The organism is Flagellimonas rhodophyticola (assembly GCF_049332665.1).
Taxonomy (GTDB): domain Bacteria; phylum Bacteroidota; class Bacteroidia; order Flavobacteriales; family Flavobacteriaceae; genus Flagellimonas.
This window is the reverse complement of the sequence record NZ_CP186326.1, coordinates 2,284,373-2,307,925: the sequence shown is the minus strand read 5'-3', so window position 1 is coordinate 2,307,925 and position 23,553 is coordinate 2,284,373. Positions and strand designations below refer to the sequence as shown.

Genomic DNA, 23,553 nt, shown 5'->3' with positions numbered 1-23,553 from the left:
ATAAGTTTGTTTCTTTGCTAAAGGGTTTTAAAATATATTTGTTTTTGCCGATTTATACGCCCGATTCGAACTTTTAGGGCATCAATACTAAAAGAATTTCTTTGATGAAGTTTATCGTATCCAGTACATATTTATTAAAACAACTACAGGTTTTAGGTGGTGTCATTAACAATAGCAATACCTTGCCTATTCTTGATAATTTTCTGTTCGACTTAAAACAGAACAAATTGACTGTTTCCGCTTCTGATTTGGAAACTACTATGAGTTCTGTTTTGGAAGTAGATTCGGATGCAGAAGGTGCAATAGCTGTTCCCGCGAGGTTATTATTAGACACTTTAAAGACTTTTCCGGAACAACCGTTGACCTTTGTTGTTGAGGATAATAATACTGTAGAAATCAGCTCCAATCATGGTAAATATGCTTTGGCTTATGCAGATGGAGCAGAGTTTCCAAAGGCTATAGAAGTATCCAACCCTAGCTCCACTACCCTTTTAGGTGATGTTTTGGCTACAGCTATCAATAAGACCATTTTCGCGGCCGGCAATGATGACCTAAGACCGGTAATGAGTGGTGTCTTTTTCCAGTTTTCCACAGAGAATTTGACTTTTGTGGCAACTGATGCCCATAAGTTGGTAAAATATCAACGTAACGACCTTACAGCTTCCCAAGTTGCTGAATTCATAATGCCGAAAAAACCGTTGAATTTACTCAAAGGAATTTTATCAGGTTCAGAATCAGAAGTTACTATCGAATACAACGATAGTAATGCCAAGTTCATTTTTGACAACTCCGAGTTGATTTGCAGATTAATCGACGGGAAATATCCTAACTACGAAGCTGTTATTCCAAAGGAAAACCCTAACAAATTGAGCATCTCCCGAAACCAGTTTTTGAGTTCAGTTAGAAGGGTATCAATTTTCTCCAATAAAACTACACATCAAATCCGATTGAAAATTGCCGGTGCTGAATTAAACATATCTGCCGAAGATGTAGATTACAGCAACAAGGCCGAAGAAAGACTTTCTTGTTCTTACCAAGGTGATGATATGCAGATTGGTTTCAATTCTAGGTTTCTGGTTGAAATGCTCAACAATTTAACTTCGGATGATGTATCATTGGAAATGAGTTTACCCAACCGAGCAGGAATTCTTACCCCTATTGATGGATTAGATGAAGGCGAACATGTAACAATGCTTGTAATGCCAGTAATGTTAAACAACTGACTATCTGAAGGTAAGTCGCTTCTGACTTCAAATCCGGATTAAACTGTATTTACCTACGAATCAATTTGGACCGTGGCATTATATCGATATTCTTGGTTTTTTAACGCCGATTTTTAACTCTTTCGTTCTCAATGGATAGATTTGGTTAATTCCTCAACCTAAAACATTAACTAAATTATCGAAAAACATGAAAAAATTACTTTTGGCCGTTTTGGCTGTAACAACAATTGGTTTCTATTCTTGTGAAACCGAACCCGTGGATGCCGAGGCCCTTGGAGGTATAGAGGGTAGAGGTAAAATAAAGCCTGAAAAGGAAAAAGAAGAGAATCAAGTGTGTGTGGTAAATCTTACCCCAGATTTACCAGCTTTGGTAAATGCTTGTACCACTGCAAAAGGTGAAGATGCCAACAATGTATACTTTGATCTGACCATAAACGACACAGAACTTGCCGGAGATTATGGAGCTTGGTGTATTGATGTTGATTTGTCATTAAGCGGTGATGAATGCTTTGATGCCGATGTATATTCCAGCTATGCAGATTTACCGTTAGGAGCATTTGAAAACCCTGATAACTTTGATTTGGTGAACTGGATCATTAATCAAAACTTTATTGGTCAAGTCAGTCCAAGTGGAGGAACCTACACTTTTGGAGATGTTCAATGGGCTATTTGGGAACTTATTGACGATAATAATTGTGCGGCCTGCGCATTTTTAGGAGGTGATTGGAGCGAGCTAAAAGGACAAGAAATTGTTAATGAAGCAATCGCCAATGGTGAAGGTTTTGAACCAGGAGAAGGTCAGCTTTTGGCAATTATCTTGATTCCTACCAATAACCGACAGCCTGTTTTTATTTCTATTCCTGTGGAATGCGAACCCGAACCTGCGTGTGAAACTGCTTTCGCCAGGGGAAATGATGGAAACACTTGTTTCTTGGATGAAGGTTTCAGTAGATGGGGTTGGACTATCGGACCACTTTCTCCAGGTGCAGATGAGTCCTATGACATCTATGCTGCTGCTGGACAATGCGATATCAGTAAAGGAGAATTGGTAGGTACTGTTGATGTAGTTTACTCGGATGGTGAAGTAACTGTTACTTATAACATTGATGACTCTTATATTGTAAGTGAAACACATACCTATGCAGGTAACGACATGTTCCCTACAAAAGATGGTAGTCCAACCGTTGCTCCAGGACAGTATAGCATTCAAGAAGACCTAGATGGAGATATATACGTAATTGCGCATGCTGTAGTTTGTGCAGAAGAATAAATCTCTAAATTGGAATAATATAATTAATAAAAAAGCTAGGGATAAAACCCTAGCTTTTTTTATATAAATGGAATCGTTAAAAACTGGGAAGGAGCTTCTCCATTTGCAGCTTTAATAGCATTTACAACGGGTAAAACAAATCCCAAGATTCCCACACCTATAAGTCCCAGAATTCCCAGTCCAAACAATAAAATTGCCGGAACACTTATTATCAAATACAGTAATAAGCTCAACTGAAAATTGACTATGGATTTTCCGTGTTCGTCCATTCCCTCAACACTTTTGCGGGAAGTTAACCAAATGATCAACGGCACAATAAAACCACCAAACCCGGTTACGTAATGCAACAACTGTGTAAGGTGTGCAATAGACAACAGCGTATTATCCTTTCTAACTACATTTTGATTGATGACTTCCATTTTTGACTGATTTAAAGATTTATTAAATGAGTGTGTACTTTTTATAAAATGTTACATTTCAAGGCTTAGTCTTTTAAAATTCAATACATCGGTAGTTATAAGGACTCAATGAGTACTTTAATTTTGAAAATTTACATTTTAACCGAAGAAGTAGTGATTGATATTTTCCATACCCATTTCATTGTCACATTACCTGCTTTTTGTTAAAATGTGATGACAATGTAGGAAGCATCAGCAAAAAGAGATATCGCTCTTGGAGGTGCTATAAAAGAGGATGTAAGCATAAAGAGAATAAGTGGAGAAGGCATTACAGCAGAAAAAATTCAAATGTTCTTCTTCGGGTTATTAAAATGACAAATGACCTTATAAAAAAAGTGGGTAATGATTTGTCCACTTTTTTTTAATGCATTATTGATTGCTTAAACATATTCCATAAACTCATTTACAATCTTTTTTCTCTTGCCAGAAGACAACAATGGTATTTCTTGGACGTATTCAAATTTTATGTTTGCGTCATCACCTAAATAATTCCGGAAGTATTTTATAATCTCCTCTTCTTCTACATCCTGTGGATTCCCATTAAGTTTAAAAAGATATTCGGTCTTGTCTTTTTGAATGAACTGAAATTGTCTAATTGTGGAAAAATCCAATACCATGTAAAAAATAAATGGCGACACAATTTCTCCGCTTGTATTATATATGGTATCAGTTCGTCTTCCGTAAATTTTTGATAAAAATGGATATCCGGCTTCATCTTTTCCATATATGGCCATGTCCCCGGTATCATATCTGATCATCGGCATGGAAAAGTTAAACAAATCGGTTACCACTATCCTGCCCAAACCACCGCTCTTCACATGATCATCAGATTCCAACTCCAAAATTTCAAAATAATAGCTTGCCCAGTTTAGCATAAAATTCCCATTGCTATCCTTTGTCTGTTGTGCCAATATCCCATTTTCTTGATTGGAATACCGTTCAAAAATAGGAGCGTTAAAGTATTTAGACATCCGATCTCTTTCCAAATCTTTTAAACTTTCAGCAAAGGATATAATGGAATTCACATTACTGATTCTCGGTAAATCTTGCTGAACGTCGAGGTAATTACATATTTCTTCAAAAAAAGAGGGGTAACCAAGAATATTCTTGTCTGACTTGTCTTTAGCAATCTGTGATAACAACTTCTTGATTTCTTCATTTGATGAGTCCATTACATTATGTGCAAGGATGTTTTGCAAAAACATTGTTGATTTCTTCTTGACATTGGTATGGTCCCAAAGCTTGAGATAGATCAACCTGTTGCCCAGCAAGCTATCTACAATTTCGGAAAAGTAAATTACATCCGCTGTGTTCCTAGAACGTTTTACCTTGTTTTGGAAAATGCTAAAAGGTATTCCTGTTGAACCACTGCTCGAGGCTTTGTGCAAACGAGCGTCTTTATAATCTGAAGATTTGAAGTCATCGTAATTATCGAGAACTATATTCTTATTTATAACCGGGAAGTTATGAAGGTCTTTATTGCCTTTAAACTTTGCATAAAAAGGGGTTGTACTGGCAGCATGTGACAGCAGGTGCTCCAATCTCTTTTTTCTGATTTTCATGGTTTTATTGCCTCCAGGATTTTCCAAGATGTTTTTTATCTCGGAAAAATGATTTTTTGTTTTACTTCCTGTAAGGTAATCGACAAACCAATAGCCTCTGCGTCGCAGGTTTTGTAATAGTTTGTTCATCAAATTCTTCTATCAATTCTATGTATTTAACGACAGAAACCAGAAAATGTTTTTACAAAAAAATTCAGATTTCATAGTTTACCCATTTCATAATTGGGATAACTCCCCGTATTCTGCGAAATACTCTATTACGGCAAATGAATTCGTATTTTTGACACCATGTCAAATACGGATAACATAATTGCTCTTGCAACACCATCAGGTATTGGTGCCATCGCCGTTTTGCGTATTTCAGGTTCAGATTCAATTGCTATTGTAGATTCTCACTTCAAATCAATTTCAGGCAAGAAGTTGATTATGCAAAAAACACATACAATCCATTTGGGTCATATTATGAATGGAGATAAAGCTTTAGATAAAGTGTTGGTGTCCATTTTTAAAAGTCCAAATTCCTATACTGGTGAAAATGTCGTGGAAATATCTTGCCACGGTTCGCCTTATATTCAGCAACAAATTGTACAACTATTTTTGAGAAAGGGATGTCGTATGGCTTCCGCCGGTGAGTTTACCTTGCGCGCTTTTTTAAACGCCAAAATGGATCTTAGCCAGGCAGAGGCGGTAGCGGATCTAATTGCAAGTGACAGTGAGGCATCGCATCAGATTGCCATGCAACAGATGAGAGGCGGTTTTAGCAATGAGATTCAACTACTTCGAGCTGAACTTTTGGATTTCGCATCGTTAATAGAGCTAGAGCTGGATTTTTCTGGCGAAGATGTTGAGTTTGCAGATCGCACGCAATTCAATGAACTTCTTGAGCGAATAAGTGAGGTTTTGAAAAAACTTATAGATTCTTTTGCTTTAGGCAACGTCATAAAAAATGGAATCCCCGTTGCCATTGTAGGCGAACCCAATGTTGGTAAATCTACCCTTTTGAATGTATTATTGAACGATGAAAGGGCCATTGTCAGTGATATTGCCGGGACTACTCGCGATACAGTCGAAGATCAGATAAGTATTAAGGGAATCAATTTTAGGTTCATCGATACTGCTGGAATACGAGAAACTTCTGACCAAGTTGAAAAAATTGGTATTGAACGTACTTTTGATAAGGTTGAAAAGGCGAGGTTAATTATCTTTCTTTTTGACGGGTCGAATACCAATACCGTGCAATATGAAAATATAAAAAGTCAATATCCAAATAAGGAGCTTTTATCTATTTGCAATAAAATGGATATACTGAATAGTTCTGAAATTGATGCCATAAAAAAAATATTGCCAAATACTATTTTTCTTTCCGCAAAAATGAAAACTGGAATTGAGCTTCTAGAGCAAAAATTACTTTCATTGGTGGATTCAGGAAAACTAAGCAGCGGTGAAACGGTTGTTACCAATAGTAGGCACTATGACTCACTGCTCAAAGCCCTTAAAGAAATTCAGAAGGTGAAAGAGGGATTGGAAGTTGGCTTATCCAGTGATTTAATGGCCATTGATATTCGCCAAGCACTTTTTTACCTTGGAGAGATTACGGGTAGCGTGACCTCGGATGACTTGTTGGGTAATATTTTTTCAAATTTTTGTATCGGAAAGTAATAGGAGATATCCCAATAACTTAATGGTAAAGTTACTTGCCCGAAAGCCGTATCTTTATCATCCAAATTTTAATCATGTTCAGTTTTTTCCAAAAAAAGGTGTTTTTGGCAGATTACCTACATGGACTTGTAGATATTCATAACCATATACTACCGGGGATTGATGATGGTGCCAAAACGGTTGATGAGTCGATTGGGTTAATCAATGGGTTTAAAAATCTGGGGGTCACAAATTTTATTTGTACCCCGCATATAATGCATAATTATTATCCCAATACTCCTGAAACGATTAAAAGTTCGTATGACAAATTACAAGCGGAATTGGACAAGCAAAACATGGTTTCTGCTTCCTTAGATTTTTCCGCTGAACATATGATTGACGATAATTTTGAAACTATCCTTGAAAATGGTGAGATAATGCCCCTAAAAAATGATTATCTACTTGTTGAAATGTCATACTTACAAGCTTCTTTTAATTTTGAAAATGCAATTGAAGAAATTGCCCGGCACAGCTACTATCCAATTTTGGCACATCCTGAGCGATACATCTATTACCACAAAAAATACGATGTTTATGGACACCTTAAGTCCAGAGGAATCCAGTTTCAACTTAATTTTTTGTCACTTTCAGGATATTACGGGAGTGAAATCCAAAAAATAGCTTTAAAACTGTTGAACGATGGTTTTATAGATTTTTGTTCTTCCGATGTCCATAACCAGAAGCATTTAAACGCAATTAAGGAAATTAAAGTATCCTCCAAAACATTGAAGAGAATCTTACCTATAGTGGAGCATACTATTAAAACCTTTTACTGATTAGGAAAACTTCCACCACTTTTTTACGGTCTTTCCGTAGCCATAGCCATATTGACCTCCGTATCCCAAATTTGCATCTTTAACCCCATTAACCACAAAGGAAAGATTCTTAAGCTTTTTCTCTTTTAATAATTTAATGGGATACTCCAATACCTTTTGCTCCGTAGCTCCGGCTTTGGTAACATAAACCGTTTGATCGGAATGCTCATTAATCAATAACGTGTCAGTCACTGGAAGAAGAGGAGCGGAATCTATAATTATATAATCATATATGCTAGAGCAATGCTCTACAAGTTCCTTAAAGCGCTTGCTCATCAAAAGCTCCGCAGGATTCGGCGGAATCTTACCAGAAAAAACAATATCGACGTTGGTATCATTAACATGGATTGGGGTTATAATTTCTTTTATTTCCACTTTATTGTCATACAAAAATTCTGTCAACCCGGTTAAATCTTTTCTCCTTTTACTTATTCCATTAACGTTGATACTCAAATCTGAGTAAAAATCATATAACTTAGGATTTCGAATATCTGCCCCTATTAATAGTACTTTCTTTTTTGTGCTTGCAAAAACCATTGCCAAATTGGAAGACAAGAATGTTTTTCCCTCACCAGGAACGCTTGACGTCACCAATATAACCCCACCTTTACCTGGTTTTACATTTTTCTTCAACATGTAATCCAAGTTGGTCCTCAATATTCTAAGCGATTCTCCCAACACTGAGCGATCAACGCTGGAAATAAGCTTACTATCCTTCTTTTTAATTTTTGGAAGTTCGGCCAACACCGGGGCTTTATTTGATATTGTTTTCTCTAAACTTAATTTATTATGTACCTTATTGTCCAATAGGTCTTTAGCGTAAATTATTGAAAAGGGTATCAATAAACCTAAAATAAAAGAAGCCATATAAATTGCGTTCTTTTTTGGAGAAACTGGAAAATTAGACCCATAGGCCGAATTAATAATCTTTGACTTAGGTGATGCAGAAGCGAATGTGATTTGAGATTCTTCTCTTTTCTGCAGTAAATACAGATAAAGTGATTCAGTAGTTTGCTGCCTTCTGGTTATATCCCTTAAAGCTCTTTCATTACCTGGAGCAGCATATATTCTAGAATTTATTTGTGATAATTGCTTACTTAAACTGTTTACCTGAAGGTTTAAATTGTTTGTCACATTGTTAAGGCTAGACTGCATGCCCCTTTTTAAATCTTCTAACTGTTGATCCAATTTTACAACAACTGGGTTCTTCTCACCCGAGCTTTCAAGTAATCTATTTCTTTGTGCTACCAATTCATTATAGCGCTGTGCGGTACTTGAAATACCTTGGTCAGACAACCCAACTTCTGGAATAATATCGTAACCGTCCTGACCATCGATAAGGTCTCTCATTGAACCAGCAATGCTTAATTGAATGTTTGCGTTTTGCAGTTCTTGCTCGCTTGCGGCGCTTCTGGTAAAATTCACATTGGATTGTGAACCCAAATCGGCAATTCCACGACTCGATTTAAAGTTTTCGGCAGATTCGTCAACTGTGGACAAGCTCGAATAAATTTCCGTTATTCGGTCATTAATGAATTTCGTTGTGCGATCCGCAATGGCTTTCTTATCAGTTACGGCGTTCGTATTGTTAATTCCGATCAACTCATTAATTATGTCAACTGCCCTTTGTTCTATTGGATCTGTTAAACTAATGTTGATAATGTTAGAAAACTTCTTGTCATTAGCATTAATTATGGTTTTCTTTCTATACCTATCAGCGACATATTCAATGGGGACTATAGAGACCTGTAGTTGTTGATCTTTATGTAAGGGCAATTTTTTCTTTGGTGTTAAAATGATATCACCAATCGGACTTTTTATTTTATCCCCAAAATCATATTTCTTCTCTGCTTCATCTTCTCTCTCCTTATATCCGAATGAGGTTCCGGAGCGAATTGTTATGAAAAAATTGTGCTTAGCGCTGTGCACAATAGAATCATTAGATAAAAAATTGATTGAAAAAGGAATATCCTCCTTTCGATAAATTTCCGTGTTCTTTATATTCCCCAATATGAAATATTGGATGTTTAAATCTAGCTTTTTAACAATTCGAATGTAATTATCTCTTGCGGCCAAAAGTTCAGTTTCATCCTCAATTTTTGCCTTTCCTGAAGAAAAAATATCCAAATCATCCAATACACTAAGTTCAGATGCTTGATTAGAATCTTCAAGAATTTGAATTTTCGCAGTGGCGCTGTACTCTGGAACGGTGTATCGCAGGTAAAGGACGGATAAGGATATACTTAGAACTGTGGAAATCAAGAACCATTTCCAATTTCTTATACATATATCCAGTAAGGTTTTTAGGTCTAATTCAGGAGCGCTTGTCATTACTACTAAAATTTAGGGGAATTATTAAAAAAAATCACACTCAATTCCTTGTCAGTAAAACAACCGTTGAAGTTATCAAAACAGATATTATTGACACAGCTATAGACGCCCTTTGATCCAAATTGGAAGCGGTTTTTCCGGATTGATTGGGCTCAACATAAACAACATCATTTTGGGTAAGGTAATATACGGGGGATTTCAGGGCATTTTTTTGATTTAAATTAATTCTGTTGTACACCTTGGTGCCATCAAAATCTCTAATCACCATAATATTGTCCTTTCTTCCTTTTATATTGATATCACCTGCCATTCCAAGAGCTTCCATTATTGTAATTTGTTCGCCGTTAACAGCATAAGTGCCTGGTCTATTTACAGAACCCAATACTGTTACCGTAAAATTTCTTATCCTAATGTTTATGATAGGGTTTTTAAGATAATCTGACAGCTTATTCCTAAGCAGTTCCTGTGTTTCCGCCGGTGACAAGCCCACAATCTTTACTTTACCAATAACAGGAAAGTCTATCTCGCCATTTTTATCTACCAAATAATTAACTTGCTCTGGCCTTATTCCTCCTTCTTCAGATCCCCTGAATAAGTTAAAAGGAGCACTTGCTTCAGGATCCAATGTTGAAACATTAATACTTATCAAATCGTCAACTTTGAATTTTGTAGTAAATGCGTTATCGTCTATAAGAGTTTCAAATTGGTTTGCGTCCTGAAAGTACACCACATCCTTTTTCGGGCCACATGAAAAAATTAGCAAGGATAGCAAAGACAGAGCGGCCAATTTAAATTTTGAAATCATAAAATATTTGTATTTAGCTTTTGAGTTGAGCAATTTTTGATTTTGGAGTTTCACTAGTTTTAGACTTCTCCGTGTCATTGTCCAATTTACAAAAATCAGAATTGTTGGAGATATACTCCGGAACAATTCTTTTCATCAATTGCACAACATTGTCCTTAAAGAATAGATTTGAAATGCAAAGCTCGTCAATCATATTCCTTGTTTTGGTATAATCTATATCCCGTACTTTACTAATCATTATCTTATCATGATAGGTCGGAAGGGTATTTTCACCATTAGCCAGCAATTCTTCATAAAGTTTTTCTCCTGGCCTAAGTCCAGTTATTTTAATATCAATATCATCTGGGTAATGAAGACCTGAGAGTCTAATCATATTTTTGGCTAAATCCAAAATCTTAACAGATTCTCCCATATCGAAAATAAATATTTCACCTCCCTTGCCCATCGCACCAGCTTCCAAAACCAATTGAGATGCTTCGGGAATTGTCATGAAATATCTAGTAATGTCTTTATGGGTTACCGTTAAAGGACCTCCTTTTTCAATTTGTTTTCTAAACAGTGGTATTACCGACCCATTAGATCCCAGTACATTTCCAAATCGAGTGGTTATAAACTTTGTTTTGCCCTCCTGCTGTCTGCAACTGATGTACATTTCGGCAATACGTTTTGTTGCTCCCATAACATTAGTTGGATTCACTGCCTTATCAGTGGATACAAATACAAATTTTTCTACATTAGACTCAACTGCAAGATCAACAATATTTTTAGTTCCTGCTATGTTGATTTTTACAGCCTCATATGGATTCCGTTCCATTAAGGGAACATGTTTGTAAGCCGCGGCATGAAAGATCCTGTTGGGTTTGTATTCTTCAAACAAAGCCCTCATCTTATTCTTATCCCTTATATCGCTCACAACCGGAATGAAGTTATGAAACCCAGCTTGTTTTAATTCTTGTTGCAGATCATAAAGTGCAGATTCTGCTTGATCAATGATAATAAGAGATTGGTAGCTATATTTACAAATTTGACGAACAAGTTCGCTTCCGATGGAACCGGCTCCTCCTGTAACCATTATGACCTTATCCTCAAAGTCCCTCATGACCTTGCTGTTTTTGATTTGAATTGGAGGTCTGTCCAATAGGTCTTCAATCTGAACTTGTTTAATCTGTGAAACCTTCAATTCCCCATTTATCCAGTCCTCTACTGGAGGAACAATCTTAACTTTTACGGGAAGGTCAACAATTTCATTAACCAAGGTTCTTAATTTTCTTGGCGGGATGCTCTGAATTGAAAAAACAACTTCAGTTATATTATGAAATCTAACGAATTCCTTGCTTAGTATGGATTTGTTATAAACCTTGACTCCATTAATCTGCTTGCCCACTTTTTGTAGATTATTATCCACAAACCCAACGACTTTAACTTTCATCTTGGAATGGTTGGTCAAAGTATTGTATGTGATTATACCTGATTCTCCAGCGCCATAAACAATTATATTCTTTGATGGAATCCCATTACTGGTAGCCAAGCTTTCATATGAAATCTTGAAAACATATCTAGCAGAAGTAAGTGCTATAAAGGTCAGCAAGCTATTAATAATAATGATTGATAATGGAATGGTAAACCCATTGACCAATTCTGTATATCTATTGAATAGAATAATGACTATTGTGCTAATACTAGCCAAACAAATAGCATTAAAAATGGCATACACATCTTTTATTCCAGTATGTCTAACAACCCCTTTATAACTGCCGGAAACCAGGAAAGCTCCTAAAAACAACAATATTACTATCGGCAATTGTACCCATAGTCTTTGAACATCAAAATTGAAGCTAAGATTGAACCTGATAAAATAAGCCAAAATAAACGAAATGCCAACAATTAATAAGTCTATGAGGAGTACTGTCCACTTAGATGCATAATGTTTGTCATTCTCAAAAATGTACTTTCTTATCATTTAAGTAGGTTTTTAATGATATTACATATTCGATTTAATTCTTCATGGCCCAGATTTGAACCGCTAGGTAAGCATAAGCCTCTAGTGAAAAGATCTTCGCTTACTCCATTGGTGTAATGTTTTTGATTTTCAAATACTGGTTGCAAATGCATAGGCTTCCAAAGTGGTCTTGATTCGATGTTCTCATTACCAAGTGCAATTCTAATCTTTTCACGGACCCCAAAAGAGGGTGTCAAAATGCACGTCAACCATCTGTTGGAATAACTTCCTTCAGGTTCATCCAAAAACTCTATATTGGAAATTCCTGATAAATTTTCTTTATAAAATTGATGGTTACTTCTTCTTGCCAAAACTCTTTCAGGCAGTACTTCCATCTGTCCTCTACCGATACCAGCAAGAACATTGCTCATGCGATAATTATACCCAATCTGAGAATGTTGATAATGAGGGGCATTATCTCTTGCTTGCGTTGCAAGGAAAACGGCTTTATCCGTAAGTTCCTTGTTTTTACTTAACAATGCACCACCTCCTGAAGTTGTAATAATTTTGTTCCCATTAAACGACAGAATTGCAATATCACCAAAACCTCCGCATCTGATGCCATGGTAAATACTCCCCAAAGCCTCTGCACTATCTTCAATTATTGGGATATCATATTTTCTTGAAATCTCCACGATCTCGTTTATCTTATATGGCATCCCATATAGATGGACAGCAATTATTGCCTTTGGTTTTTTGCCTTCATTTATTCTATCTTCAATTGCTGTTTCTAAAAGTTCTGGAGAGATGTTCCAAGTTTCTGTTTCACTATCAATAAAAACAGGGTTAGCACCTAAATAGGTTATTGGGTTAGCAGATGCGGCGAATGTAAAGCTTTGACAAAGTACTTCATCTCCTTTCCCCACTCCTAAAAGCTCTAAAGCCAAATGAATTGCCCCGGTACCAGAACTTAAACAAGCCACGTTCACATCATTTCCAACGTAATCTTCAAGATCTTTTTCAAAACCGCTAACATTAGGTCCTAAAGGGGCTATCCAGTTACTATCAAACGCTTGCTTAACGTATAACTGCTCCGTAGGTCCCATGTGAGGGGAAGAAAGCCATATTTTTTCTTGAACTTCAATCTTCATTTGATAATTTGAGGAATTTCCGTTAAAACTAATTCTAAAAGAGTAATTTCAATCAATTTGATATGACAATTCGATATAAGTTGGAAATACTCGTTCAAGAACCAAAAGAGTAAAATTGCACCAGGTTCAATTTATACTTGTTCCCAGTGTTAATGACCAAATAAAAGGTCTAACAACATGTTCTAGTTAGGGGTAAGTTATAATCAATAATTAAACATTTTCTTTATTTTGCACACATTAAAGAAAGTGAATCCAAATACAGAGATGGTAAGGCCATTATTAACAACATTTAGTGATTTTTCGATATTTGAAACCGAAATAATATTATGAAGATACTAGTTACTGGAGCTGCCGGATTTATTGGGTTTCACCTTTGTGAAAGATTGTTAAAAATAGGTCATCATGTTGTAGGGTTAGATAATATTAATGATTACTACGATACATCGCTTAAATTCAATAGACTAGAGCAATTAGGTTTATCGAAAGAAAAAGCTGAAAAATCCAGTCGAATCTTTGCCAGTGACAGGCATGGGGATAAACTAAAATTTCTGCATATTTCTTTGGAAGAAAGTAGTGAGCTTACCAATTTATTTGATTCAGAAAAATTTGATGTTGTATGCAATCTTGCTGCCCAAGCAGGAGTTCGTTACAGCCTTGAAAACCCATCAGCATATATAAACAGTAATATTGTCGGTTTCTCTAATCTTTTAGAGTGTTGTCGAAACTACAAAATCAAGCATTTGGTGTATGCCAGTAGTTCCAGTGTCTACGGATTGAATAAAAAGGTTCCATTTAAAATTTCCCATACCGTTGATAATCCTATCAGCCTCTATGCCGCCTCAAAAAAAAGTAATGAATTGATGGCCCATACCTATAGCCACTTATTTGGTTTTAGGACCACTGGACTGCGGTTTTTTACTGTCTATGGTCCTTGGGGGCGTCCAGATATGGCGATGTTCTTATTTACAAAGGCTATTCTTGAAAATGCCCCTATTGAAGTATTTAATGGTGGTGACTTAAAAAGGGATTTTACATATATTGATGATATAATTAATGGATTGACACCTATCATTGAAGATAATTACACCTCTTCTTATAATCCAGAGAACCTCTATAATTTATACAACATAGGAAATAGTAAATCCGTAAAATTGCTTGATTTCATTGAAGAAATAGAGAAAACAATAGGTGTTAAAGCAACTAAAATCATGAAACCGATGCAACCGGGAGATGTAAAGGAGACTTGGGCAGATGTTAGTGACTTAGAAAGAGATTATAATTATCATCCCGATACTTCAATAAATGTAGGAGTCAAGAAATTTATTGAATGGTATCGAAAATATTACAACGCTTAATTTTACTTTGACCCTATAATCTAAAATCTCAGGTAAAATTCCTAACAACAGCTCGTCAAAATTACATTTCAACCGTTTTATCAAAAGTTTATCTAAAACCGTATACCGATTAACTAGTTTGTTGGATATTTGCATGCGAATATTGAACCGTCAATAATCTTATTTTTTAAACTCAATTGATGTTGCCCAAACTTTAGCCTGTTTAAAAAATAGTTTGAAAATATTTGTGATTAAAGAAGTGAAAATATGAAAATAACAATTGTTGGAACCGGATATGTTGGCCTTGTTACTGGTACATGCTTTGCTGAAATGGGAAATACAGTTACCTGTGTGGATATAGATGAGCAAAAGATAGAAAACTTAAAAAATGGCATTGTCCCAATTTATGAACCTGGGCTGGAAGCAATGGTAAAGCGCAATGTTGCAAACAAGACTCTTAATTTTCATACCAAATTGCAAGAATGTTTGGATAACTGTAATATGGCATTTATTGCAGTTGGAACTCCAATGGGAGAAGATGGGTCTGCCGACTTACAATATGTGTTACAAGTTGCTTCTGAAATTGGACAACATATGACCACACCCCTCATTGTTGTCGATAAATCCACTGTTCCAGTAGGTACTGCAGATAAGGTTCGATCTGTAATAAACAAGGAATTGGACAAGAGGGGTAAAAAAATACGGTTTCATGTAGTGTCAAATCCAGAATTTTTGAAAGAAGGAGACGCCATTAGTGATTTCATGAAACCAGATAGGGTCGTTGTCGGTACAGAGGACAAAGAAACAGCAGAGGCTATGCGCAGGTTATATGCACCATTTTTTAGGAGTAGTATGGATAGAATGTTGGTAATGGATGTACGTTCCGCAGAAATGACTAAATATGTAGCAAATGCGATGTTGGCCACAAAAATATCTTTCATGAACGAAGTGTCAAATATCTGTGAATTGGTTGGAGCAGATGTGAACAAAGTGCGCATTGGAATAGGTTCAGATAGCCGGATAGGCTATAGTTTTATATATCCCGGCAGCGGATATGGCGGGTCATGTTTCCCAAAAGATGTAAAAGCACTTAAGAAAACTGCGGAGCAAGAGGGCTACGACGCACAACTCTTGAATGCAGTAGAAGATGTAAATGACAGGCAAAAATTTGTAATAGCTAACAAAGTAATATCGCATTACGGTGAAGACTTATCAAATAAAACCTTTGCTGTATGGGGGTTATCTTTTAAACCTGGAACCGATGATATGCGAGAGGCTCCATCCATTTATATTATAAAAAAATTAGCTTCTTTAGGTGCCAAAATCCAAGCTTATGATCCAAAAGCAATTCACGAAGCACAAACGTACTATTTAAAGGATTTGGAAGGCATTTCTTATACTGATACCAAATATGAAGCATTACAAGGAGCAGATTCTCTATTACTTTTGACCGAGTGGAAAGAATTTCGTTCACCCGATTTTATGGAAATACAAAATACCTTGAAAGAGCCTATTGTTTTTGATGGACGAAATCAATTTGATAGTGAACGCCTTAAAGAACTGGGGTTCACCTATTATCAAATTGGAAAAAATAACAATTAGAAAAGGTTTCATGAAAAAAGAATTAATTAATATCCACTAAACCAATTAGTTCAAAAAGAAAAAAATTGGTCATTCATCATTAACGTTTCAATGTTCATACATAGGTGAGTTAAAACGGTAGACACGTTTTTATATGTCTCACATCTATCTTTTGTACTGCTTGTCGTCTTTTGTATAATTATATCAAAACTATTTTGCTATTTTGAACACGAAAACAATAGGTTAAAAGCATGATTAAAGAGATAAACAAGTTTATTGTACGAACTCCTTTACATAAAACGGCAATAGAAATCAAAGCCAAAAAAATTGTAAAAGGTTTTTCTAAAGAGAACAATGCAATATTGAACAATAAAACAATCTACAGCATCTCTCCCTATAAAACTGGCACCACTTTTCTGGCAGGGTGTTTTAATTATGCTATTTCAGCACATGAACCAATACACTATGCCTCTGTAAAAACCATGGCGGAAGATTTTGATGCCTTTTTTGTTAGAAGGTTAAACACGCTTGATCTAAAACTTGAATCATCTGGGTTCTGGAGCGCTTATATAGATGAACTTGCCAATCATACAATTGCCAAAGAGTTAACATACATATGCATTTTACGGAAACCTGCTTCTTGGGTTACATCCGTAATCAATCATTGGTATCAGATAAAAAAATACAGACAACATTATTTTTGGACAAATGAGCTTTTTTGGAAAAAAATTGTTGGCGTGGATTTATCCAATTTTTTCAATTACGATGAGCAAGAGCAGCAAGAAATTGTTTCAAAAATGTTACAATTTTATATGTCATTTACAGAAAAGACAGGTAAGCTGAAAAATGTTCATTATGTATGGATCAAAGATTTACAAAGTTTCTTGCCGACCATGGAAAATCTGATAGGCGAAGAAGCTAAACCAGATAAATCTGAACAAAACAAAGGCTTGGTCAAACATTTCGTTTATGAAGACAAGGAAATAGACAACGAATATGAAAGTTTGGTCAATAGCCTTAACACCAAATAAGACTAACCATATTCCCTAAAACAATTAATTACCAAAACTGCTACTTTTTAAGTCGTAACCTCCGTTATTTTTAGCATTTTGTTTTTTCCCACAATATGATAAGTGTTTCGGAACTCTGACTCTTTATATATTTTAACATCCTTTACATGCTCACGACTTTTATACAAAAAGTTATAGACCATTTTTTTTAGAAAAAGGTAATCTTCGCCTTGAATATCAATTAGGTCTACATTCTCATTTTGAAAAGTATCTGCTGCTGATTCAGTAAATTCATACTTTATTTGATTTGGATTTTTGCTCTCTTTCCCAAGACTTAGCTTGAATTTTAGATTATGGTAAAAAGAATGTATTTCCTTTTCTCTCAAAAACTGCTTTAACTTAAAAAATGAACTGATGCCAAACGCCAAAACACTTGATGCAATGGACCTTGGGTTGTATAAAATATGATATTCAAAGAAGTATTTTAAATCACTGATACGTTCTTTTTCGCCATAGTCCCCTTTTGAAGAATCAAAAATCTCCATCTTATTTTCTATACACCATTCAATTTGTTTCAGGGTCAAAATATTTCCCAGTCCAAATTTGGCATAATCTGTATCAAAGACAGGTATTGCACCTGAAACAACATTATTGAAGCAGATGCTCAGATAAATGCCTATTGGATTTTCATTCGCATAGATTACATACAAAACTGCTTCTTTGTTCAATACCATTGAGTAGATTATCTCCTTAAAATAATCCCATTTCTTTAGTATGTGATATTCTGTTTTTTTCTCCGAAAACCTTTTGATCAACAGCCTATGGAACTCCTCAATTATTACATCGTACGTATCTTGTTCTATGGCTCCGTAAAAAACCTCATGCTTAATGTCAAAACTAGTTTCTAGACCCTTTAAACGTCTCCTTAAAACATTTCTACCAGAAGAATTATACTTGTCAATGATAAAATCCTCCAGATTGGAATACTTTTCCAAATAAGTCAAATAACCATTGTACTGCCTTGCTTTAATTGCCTTCAAGCCTTTTACACCTTTCAACTCTGGCACATTAAAATATGTGGGTATATCCCGTATAAGAAAGACATTATTGGAGTTAACTACCTTGTCCGAATTTATGGTATAGTAAAAACCTTTGGTTAAATTTTTACCAACATTTATATACAAAGGAAGGTGCTTGTCCTTATAAAAGTTAACTCCATTGATATAATCAAAACGTTTTGAAGGCATTGAATCCTTAAAATGTTTAAGCCATGATTTGGCAAATCTGTCAGTATTGAAAGGATTGTGGGTCATGTAAGCAAATTAAATAATTAATAACAGCTTTTAATGTATACAAAGTTCAATATTGAGAAAGTTGATTACAGGTTATAAATCCCGATTCTTTTTCTTCCATAACCTTGAGTAAAGGAAGGAATGGATTCCTAATCTTATCGAACATGGCTATAAGCAATATCATAGGCATGAGAAGGTGTTAGGTTATTAATCATATAATCATAACCATTCTGGCCGAGTTCCTCCCTTAACTTTTTGTTATTATACAGTTTTAAAAGATTCTTTTTCAATGCTTCGACATCACCTGCTTTTGACCAAAAACCACACTTTATTTCTTCTTGCATTTTGCCAAAATCAGTGTTTACATCAACCGAGGCCAAAACCGGCTTTTTAAATTGATAATAGGCCAGTACTTTTGAAGGGTAATTTGGGATGGTAAAATCTTCGCTGAGGGAAATCAGTCCAATATCTGAAAGTCTAAGAATATCATTGTATTCATTTTTTGGAAGATGTTCCTTAAAAATTACATTTTTTAGTTTTAAGGTATCTATCATCCGTGCAATCTTCTTTTGCTCAGTACCCTTGCCCACTAGGAAGAAAACCAAATCCTCTATTTCTTGACAATTTTTGGCCAAATCGATAATGTTCTCCATTTTTTGTGGTAATCCCATATTTCCACCAAAAATAGCTATTATCTTATCTTTAAGACCGTAATCCTCCTTAGTTGCTGTCTCAGTTACCTCGCTTATTTCTTGAATGTCCGCCCAATTAGGCAATAAATGCAATTTGCTAAAATCTAAGTATGTATTATGTTTTTTGATATAATCAACATTAGCAGGTGACATACAGCCAATGAAATCTGATGCCGTGTATAATTTAACCTCCTTCTTTCTGAAATAAGAATGGATAAACCCTTTTGGTTTCATCATCTTTAAATCCACCGCATTTTGTGGAAAAATATCCCTTAATATCAAATACAATTTTCCTTTGGATTTTTTCTTTAGCCAAAAACCCACATCAATAAGTGTTATAGGCGGAGTAGGCATAAAAATAAGATCAAAATCCAAATCTATTTTATGCTTAATAAGAGCCCTTTTGTAGAGGTAGGGCAACAAAACATTGGAAAGCCCCTTAATTATGTTGTTTGTTCCAAAGAATTTCAAAGATGGAACCCTAAGAATCTTAATTCCACCTTCTTCAACTATTTCTGACTTTTTTCTATTATTATCAGCAGCTATTACAAAAACATCGTGTCCATTTTTACGGAACTCATGCATCAAATTAGAATAAAGGTACCTGCGTATGGCCACATTAGGAAAGCCCAAGGCCACAAAAATGATTTTTTTTACTTCTGCCATACAACCCGGTTAATATAATCCACATAGGAAATTATAATCCGTACCACCTTTTCGCTCACATTTGGCATCGTATAATCACCAACTTCGCGAAAATTCCGTTCAGGACTTCTTCTCTGAACTTCAAGAGCCTTTAGTCCCTGCAATATTCTTTCGGGGTTTAAACCTACCATCATAACAGATGCTTCCTCCATAGCTTCTGGCCTTTCGTGCGCTTCGCGAATGTTCAAGGCCCTAAAGTTCAAAATAGAAGATTCCTCAGAAATTGTTCCGCTATCTGACAACACCGCAAAAGAATTTAGTTGCAATGCATTGTAGTCGGAAAAGCCCAAAGGCTTTAAAAATTTTACGTTCTTATGCGTTTTTACTTTTTTAGAATCCAGCATATTACGAGTACGCGGATGTGTAGACACGATTACTGGATAGTCATATGTTTCTGCAATACGGTTAAGGGATTCTATCAATCCATTGAAATTATTGGGATTGCTTATATTCTCTTCTCTATGGGAAGAAACAACAAAGTACTTTCCGTTGTTTAACCCCAAATCCTTCAAAACATTGGAGTTTTCTATCTTTTCTTTAAATTGATGAAGCACCTCGTACATAGGGCTTCCCGTCTTTATAACCCTATCCGGTGACAGTCCTTCACGTAAAAGGTATTCCCTTGCAATATCACTGTACGTAAGGTTTACGTCCGCTACGTGGTCCACAATCTTCCTATTGGTCTCTTCTGGCACTCTTTGGTCGAAACACCTGTTGCCAGCCTCCATATGGAACACTGGAATCTTACGTTTTTTTGCTGGAATTGCACAGAGGCAAGAATTGGTGTCACCTAACACAAGAAATGCGTCAGGAGCAATTTTTTCCAGTAAAGGGTCAATTTTAATTAAAATATTGCCTATTGTTTCAGTGGCATTTTTGCCTGCAGCACTTAAAAAATAATCCGGTTTACGAATACCAAAATCATCAAAAAATATTTCATTTAGTTCATAATCATAATTCTGTCCTGTATGAACCAAAGTATGCTCTATGGCATCGTTGGCGTCCAATGCATTTAAAACACATGCAAGACGTATTATTTCTGGTCTTGTACCAACAACGGTTAAAACTTTAAGTCTTTTCAATGGTCTCTTTTTTTCGTTTTTTATTCTACGTTTTCAAAATAAGTGTCAGCATCTTCTGGATTATAAGGCTCATTTATCCAAAATAGTGTTACTAGTTCCTCATCTCCTGTATTGGTAATGTTATGTGTATACCATATTGGCATATCAACATAGGCCGGTTCATCACCATTGAGATCATAGTTAATGACACGTTCCGTACCTATTTTTCTGAGCTGTATCCTGGCTTTACCCTTTATAACTGCAAAACGCTCCGCTTTCCTGGTATGAAAATGGTTGCCCCGTGTTATGCCCGGCACTGTCGTGGAAAACGAGAATTGTCCGGAAGTTTCCGTTCTCGCAATCTCAACAAAACTACCTCTAGGATCTGTATGTTTAGTATATTTAACTGGATAATGAGACTCTGGGATATAGCATCTGAAAGTATTAAACAATGACTTTTCAAAATAATCTTTCATATTTGGAAAAACACCATTTTTTATATAATCAGATTTAAACTGGTTAAGTAATTCCAGTATTCTTGAGACTTTTACATAGTGATTGGGTTCAATCTTTACTTCAAAACTATTTTCATCAAGTTTAGTAACTGCCTGTTCCCCAAAAGCTGTGTTGATAAAAATCTTTACTAAATCATTGATGTAAATAAGCCCCACATCACCATCATTAATTATTGTGGGTTCTTCACCATTTGCCACTTTATGACAGAACGTGGATACAACGGAGTTATAGTTTGGCCTGCCAAAAGGTCCAAAAACATTTGGTATGGTCAATGATGTAAATCTACCGCCACACTTTTTGTTCCAGGCTATAAACCTTTTTTTACCCTCTTTTTTTGAATTTCCGTAAAGATTGTCTTTTATTTCTTGCGATGACGATGAAAATATAATATGTGGTGTTGAACCCGCTTCCTCACAAGCCGCAATAAGATGTTCAACCAGTTTTATATTGGTATTATAAATAACATTTGGGTTTTCATGTCTATTCATTGCCGCCAAATGCACAATAGTATCACATTCTGAAGTAAATTGACCCAATTGCTCAGGACTTTCAAAAAAAGAACGTTTAAACGGAACTAGCTCAACATCTTCACGTAGCGACAAAGTTGTATATAAATGGCTTCCAACAAAACCTGCTTGACCTGTTATTCCTATTTTATGCTTTTTCATTTTATTACCATTCAGCTTGCCATTTTTCTAAAGGATATCTATAATCATCCTCTTTTGACTCTTTCAATCCAAAGTTTGAAAATACCTGTAATCTAGCATCTTTGGAAGAAGCCTTAATCCCTGTAGCAAAACCATTGGGCACTTCCAATATTTGAGGGTTCTCTGAGTTGAGTTCAACCCTTTTTGGGATTAACTCATCTGAGGGATTATCAAAACTGTCAATATTTATAATATTACATATAAAAGAACCTGATAAACAGTAGAACCATTTTTTCTCAAATTCATGTCCTTGCCAAGCTCGTATTATTTGTTCATTTTTTGGAGCAATTTCATAAAACCTAACAATTTCGGACATATCGAAACGGTTAACAAAACGTAATTTTCCCCTTTCGTCCTCAAATACTTCTCCTTCTATTATATAGTCATCAGTCATTAAAGATTTTCCTTGATAAAGTCCAGCCTTAAAAGTGTCTTTTGAAGTTCATCTCCATTTAAATGTTTTGTATTGTGTGAATGGTAATCTTCAATTTTGCTAATATCTCGCTCACCTTCTGAAAAATATCTACTATAGTTCAAGTCTCTATTATCCGCAGGAATTCTATAAAAGTCTCCCATATCTTGAGCTTTTTGCATTTCTTCCCTAGTACAAAGGGTTTCATATAATTTCTCTCCGTGCCGGGTTCCAATTACTTTTATGTCATTTTCTGACTTAAAAATTTGCTTTACCGCCTTTGCCAAATCACCAATTGTGCTTGCGGGTGCCTTATTTACAAAAAGATCGCCTTGATTACCATGTTCAAAGGCAAATAATACTAAATCTACCGCATCTTCTAAAGACATTAGAAATCTGGTCATATTTGGGTCAGTAACTGTTAGTGGATTCCCCTCTTTAATTTGATCTACAAACAAAGGAATCACAGAACCTCTTGATGCCATTACGTTACCATATCTTGTAAGACAAACAGTGGTCGAATCTTCTGGGATATTACGTGAAGCTGCAACTGCAACTTTTTCCATTAAAGCTTTGCTAATACCCATAGCATTGATAGGATATGCTGCCTTATCTGTACTCAAGCAAATAATCTTATCTACTTTATTGGTCACTGCGGCATCGATTGTATTTTGAGTTCCAAAAACATTTGTTTTTGCAGCCTCAATGGGAAAAAATTCGCATGATGGCACTTGTTTTAATGCAGCTGCATGAAAAACATAGTCCACACCATGCATAGCATGGTGAATGCTATTATAATCCCTTACATCTCCTATGTAGAATTTTATTTTCGGATTTTTCAAGCGGTTCCGCATATCGTCTTGCTTTTTCTCATCTCTGCTAAAAATGCGTATTTCGCCGATATCAGTTTGCAAGAAACGATCTAAAACAGCATTCCCGAATGACCCCGTTCCTCCTGTTATTAATAGTGTTTTTCCAGTAAACATATTAC

Annotated in this window: 19 protein-coding genes; 7 read left to right on the top strand and 12 right to left on the bottom strand. The window is 35.5% G+C overall.

All coding sequences use genetic code 11. From position 1 onward, the window contains the following. Positions 1-104: 104 nt before the first annotated feature. Together dnaN and ACOKFG_RS10335 are read left to right on the top strand one after the other, a co-directional pair. The gene (dnaN, locus tag ACOKFG_RS10340; RefSeq protein WP_298789331.1) at positions 105-1,223 is read left to right on the top strand and encodes a DNA polymerase III subunit beta; all 1,119 of its coding nucleotides are present in this window, start codon (positions 105-107) and stop codon (positions 1,221-1,223) included. Between the two features lie 187 nt (positions 1,224-1,410). After that, on the top strand, positions 1,411-2,493 hold the full coding sequence (locus ACOKFG_RS10335) for a hypothetical protein (RefSeq protein WP_298789330.1): 1,083 nt from the start codon (positions 1,411-1,413) through the stop codon (positions 2,491-2,493). Positions 2,494-2,552: 59 nt separating this feature from the next. Here the strand turns inward: ACOKFG_RS10335 and ACOKFG_RS10330 are convergent, their stop codons facing one another. Both ACOKFG_RS10330 and ACOKFG_RS10325 read right to left on the bottom strand, forming a co-directional pair. Then, positions 2,553-2,912, bottom strand: a complete 360-nt coding sequence (locus tag ACOKFG_RS10330) for a DUF4870 domain-containing protein (RefSeq protein WP_298789329.1) — start codon at positions 2,910-2,912, stop codon at positions 2,553-2,555. A gap of 419 nt (positions 2,913-3,331) precedes the next feature. Further along, entirely contained in the window at positions 3,332-4,642 is a 1,311-nt protein-coding gene (locus tag ACOKFG_RS10325) for a CoF synthetase (protein WP_298789328.1), read from the bottom strand. 159 nt (positions 4,643-4,801) lie between these two features. On the opposite strand from ACOKFG_RS10325, the gene mnmE reads away from it, so the two are divergent. After that, on the top strand, positions 4,802-6,172 hold the full coding sequence (mnmE, locus tag ACOKFG_RS10320; RefSeq protein WP_298789327.1) for a tRNA uridine-5-carboxymethylaminomethyl(34) synthesis GTPase MnmE: 1,371 nt from the start codon (positions 4,802-4,804) through the stop codon (positions 6,170-6,172). Positions 6,173-6,246: 74 nt separating this feature from the next. Then, the gene (locus tag ACOKFG_RS10315) at positions 6,247-6,987 is read left to right on the top strand and encodes a CpsB/CapC family capsule biosynthesis tyrosine phosphatase (protein WP_299485012.1); all 741 of its coding nucleotides are present in this window, start codon (positions 6,247-6,249) and stop codon (positions 6,985-6,987) included. Here the strand turns inward: ACOKFG_RS10315 and ACOKFG_RS10310 are convergent, their stop codons facing one another. From ACOKFG_RS10310 to ACOKFG_RS10295, 4 genes are read right to left on the bottom strand one after another with little or no spacing between them, the layout of a single operon-like run. After that, entirely contained in the window at positions 6,988-9,357 is a 2,370-nt protein-coding gene (locus tag ACOKFG_RS10310) for a polysaccharide biosynthesis tyrosine autokinase (protein WP_298789325.1), read from the bottom strand. It lies immediately after the preceding gene. Positions 9,358-9,397: 40 nt separating this feature from the next. After that, positions 9,398-10,162: a polysaccharide biosynthesis/export family protein gene (locus tag ACOKFG_RS10305; protein WP_298789324.1), complete on the bottom strand. Its 765-nt coding sequence runs from the start codon at positions 10,160-10,162 to the stop codon at positions 9,398-9,400. 13 nt (positions 10,163-10,175) lie between these two features. Further along, a complete protein-coding gene (locus ACOKFG_RS10300) occupies positions 10,176-12,122 on the bottom strand; it encodes a nucleoside-diphosphate sugar epimerase/dehydratase (RefSeq protein WP_298789323.1) in 1,947 nt (648 codons plus the stop codon). Beyond that, positions 12,119-13,252 carry an aminotransferase class I/II-fold pyridoxal phosphate-dependent enzyme gene (locus tag ACOKFG_RS10295; RefSeq protein WP_298789322.1) on the bottom strand — a complete coding sequence of 378 codons (1,134 nt, stop codon included), beginning with the start codon at positions 13,250-13,252 and terminating at the stop codon, positions 12,119-12,121. Before ACOKFG_RS10295 ends, ACOKFG_RS10300 begins: the two co-directional genes overlap by 4 nt. A 326-nt stretch (positions 13,253-13,578) precedes the next feature. Here ACOKFG_RS10295 and ACOKFG_RS10290 point away from each other — a divergent pair, with 326 nt between their 5' ends. The 3 genes from ACOKFG_RS10290 (at position 13,579) to ACOKFG_RS10280 (ending at position 17,198) form a co-directional block, all read left to right on the top strand. Beyond that, positions 13,579-14,607, top strand: coding sequence for an NAD-dependent epimerase/dehydratase family protein (locus ACOKFG_RS10290; protein WP_298789321.1), 1,029 nt, complete (start codon positions 13,579-13,581; stop codon positions 14,605-14,607). 246 nt (positions 14,608-14,853) lie between these two features. After that, positions 14,854-16,188, top strand: coding sequence for a UDP-glucose dehydrogenase family protein (locus ACOKFG_RS10285; protein WP_298789320.1), 1,335 nt, complete (start codon positions 14,854-14,856; stop codon positions 16,186-16,188). A gap of 230 nt (positions 16,189-16,418) precedes the next feature. Further along, complete coding sequence (locus tag ACOKFG_RS10280; RefSeq protein WP_298789319.1) at positions 16,419-17,198, top strand: hypothetical protein; 780 nt, start codon at positions 16,419-16,421, stop codon at positions 17,196-17,198. Between the two features lie 47 nt (positions 17,199-17,245). On the opposite strand, the gene ACOKFG_RS10275 is transcribed toward ACOKFG_RS10280, so the two are convergent. The 6 genes from ACOKFG_RS10275 to ACOKFG_RS10250 all read right to left on the bottom strand — a co-directional run bounded on the left by ACOKFG_RS10275 (position 17,246) and on the right by ACOKFG_RS10250 (position 23,548). After that, a complete protein-coding gene (locus ACOKFG_RS10275) occupies positions 17,246-18,490 on the bottom strand; it encodes a GNAT family N-acetyltransferase (RefSeq protein WP_298789318.1) in 1,245 nt (414 codons plus the stop codon). A 134-nt stretch (positions 18,491-18,624) separates the two neighbouring features. After that, positions 18,625-19,827 carry a glycosyltransferase family 4 protein gene (locus ACOKFG_RS10270; protein ID WP_298789317.1) on the bottom strand — a complete coding sequence of 401 codons (1,203 nt, stop codon included), beginning with the start codon at positions 19,825-19,827 and terminating at the stop codon, positions 18,625-18,627. Continuing rightward, on the bottom strand, positions 19,815-20,948 hold the full coding sequence (gene wecB, locus ACOKFG_RS10265; protein ID WP_298789316.1) for a non-hydrolyzing UDP-N-acetylglucosamine 2-epimerase: 1,134 nt from the start codon (positions 20,946-20,948) through the stop codon (positions 19,815-19,817). The genes ACOKFG_RS10270 and wecB overlap by 13 nt, the downstream gene beginning before the upstream one ends. A gap of 20 nt (positions 20,949-20,968) precedes the next feature. Continuing rightward, positions 20,969-22,111 carry an NAD-dependent epimerase/dehydratase family protein gene (locus ACOKFG_RS10260; RefSeq protein WP_298789315.1) on the bottom strand — a complete coding sequence of 381 codons (1,143 nt, stop codon included), beginning with the start codon at positions 22,109-22,111 and terminating at the stop codon, positions 20,969-20,971. Between the two features lie 4 nt (positions 22,112-22,115). Further along, entirely contained in the window at positions 22,116-22,544 is a 429-nt protein-coding gene (locus ACOKFG_RS10255; RefSeq protein WP_298789314.1) for a hypothetical protein, read from the bottom strand. Further along, the gene (locus ACOKFG_RS10250; protein WP_298789313.1) at positions 22,544-23,548 is read right to left on the bottom strand and encodes a polysaccharide biosynthesis protein; all 1,005 of its coding nucleotides are present in this window, start codon (positions 23,546-23,548) and stop codon (positions 22,544-22,546) included. The genes ACOKFG_RS10255 and ACOKFG_RS10250 overlap by 1 nt, the downstream gene beginning before the upstream one ends. Positions 23,549-23,553 lie beyond the last annotated feature (5 nt).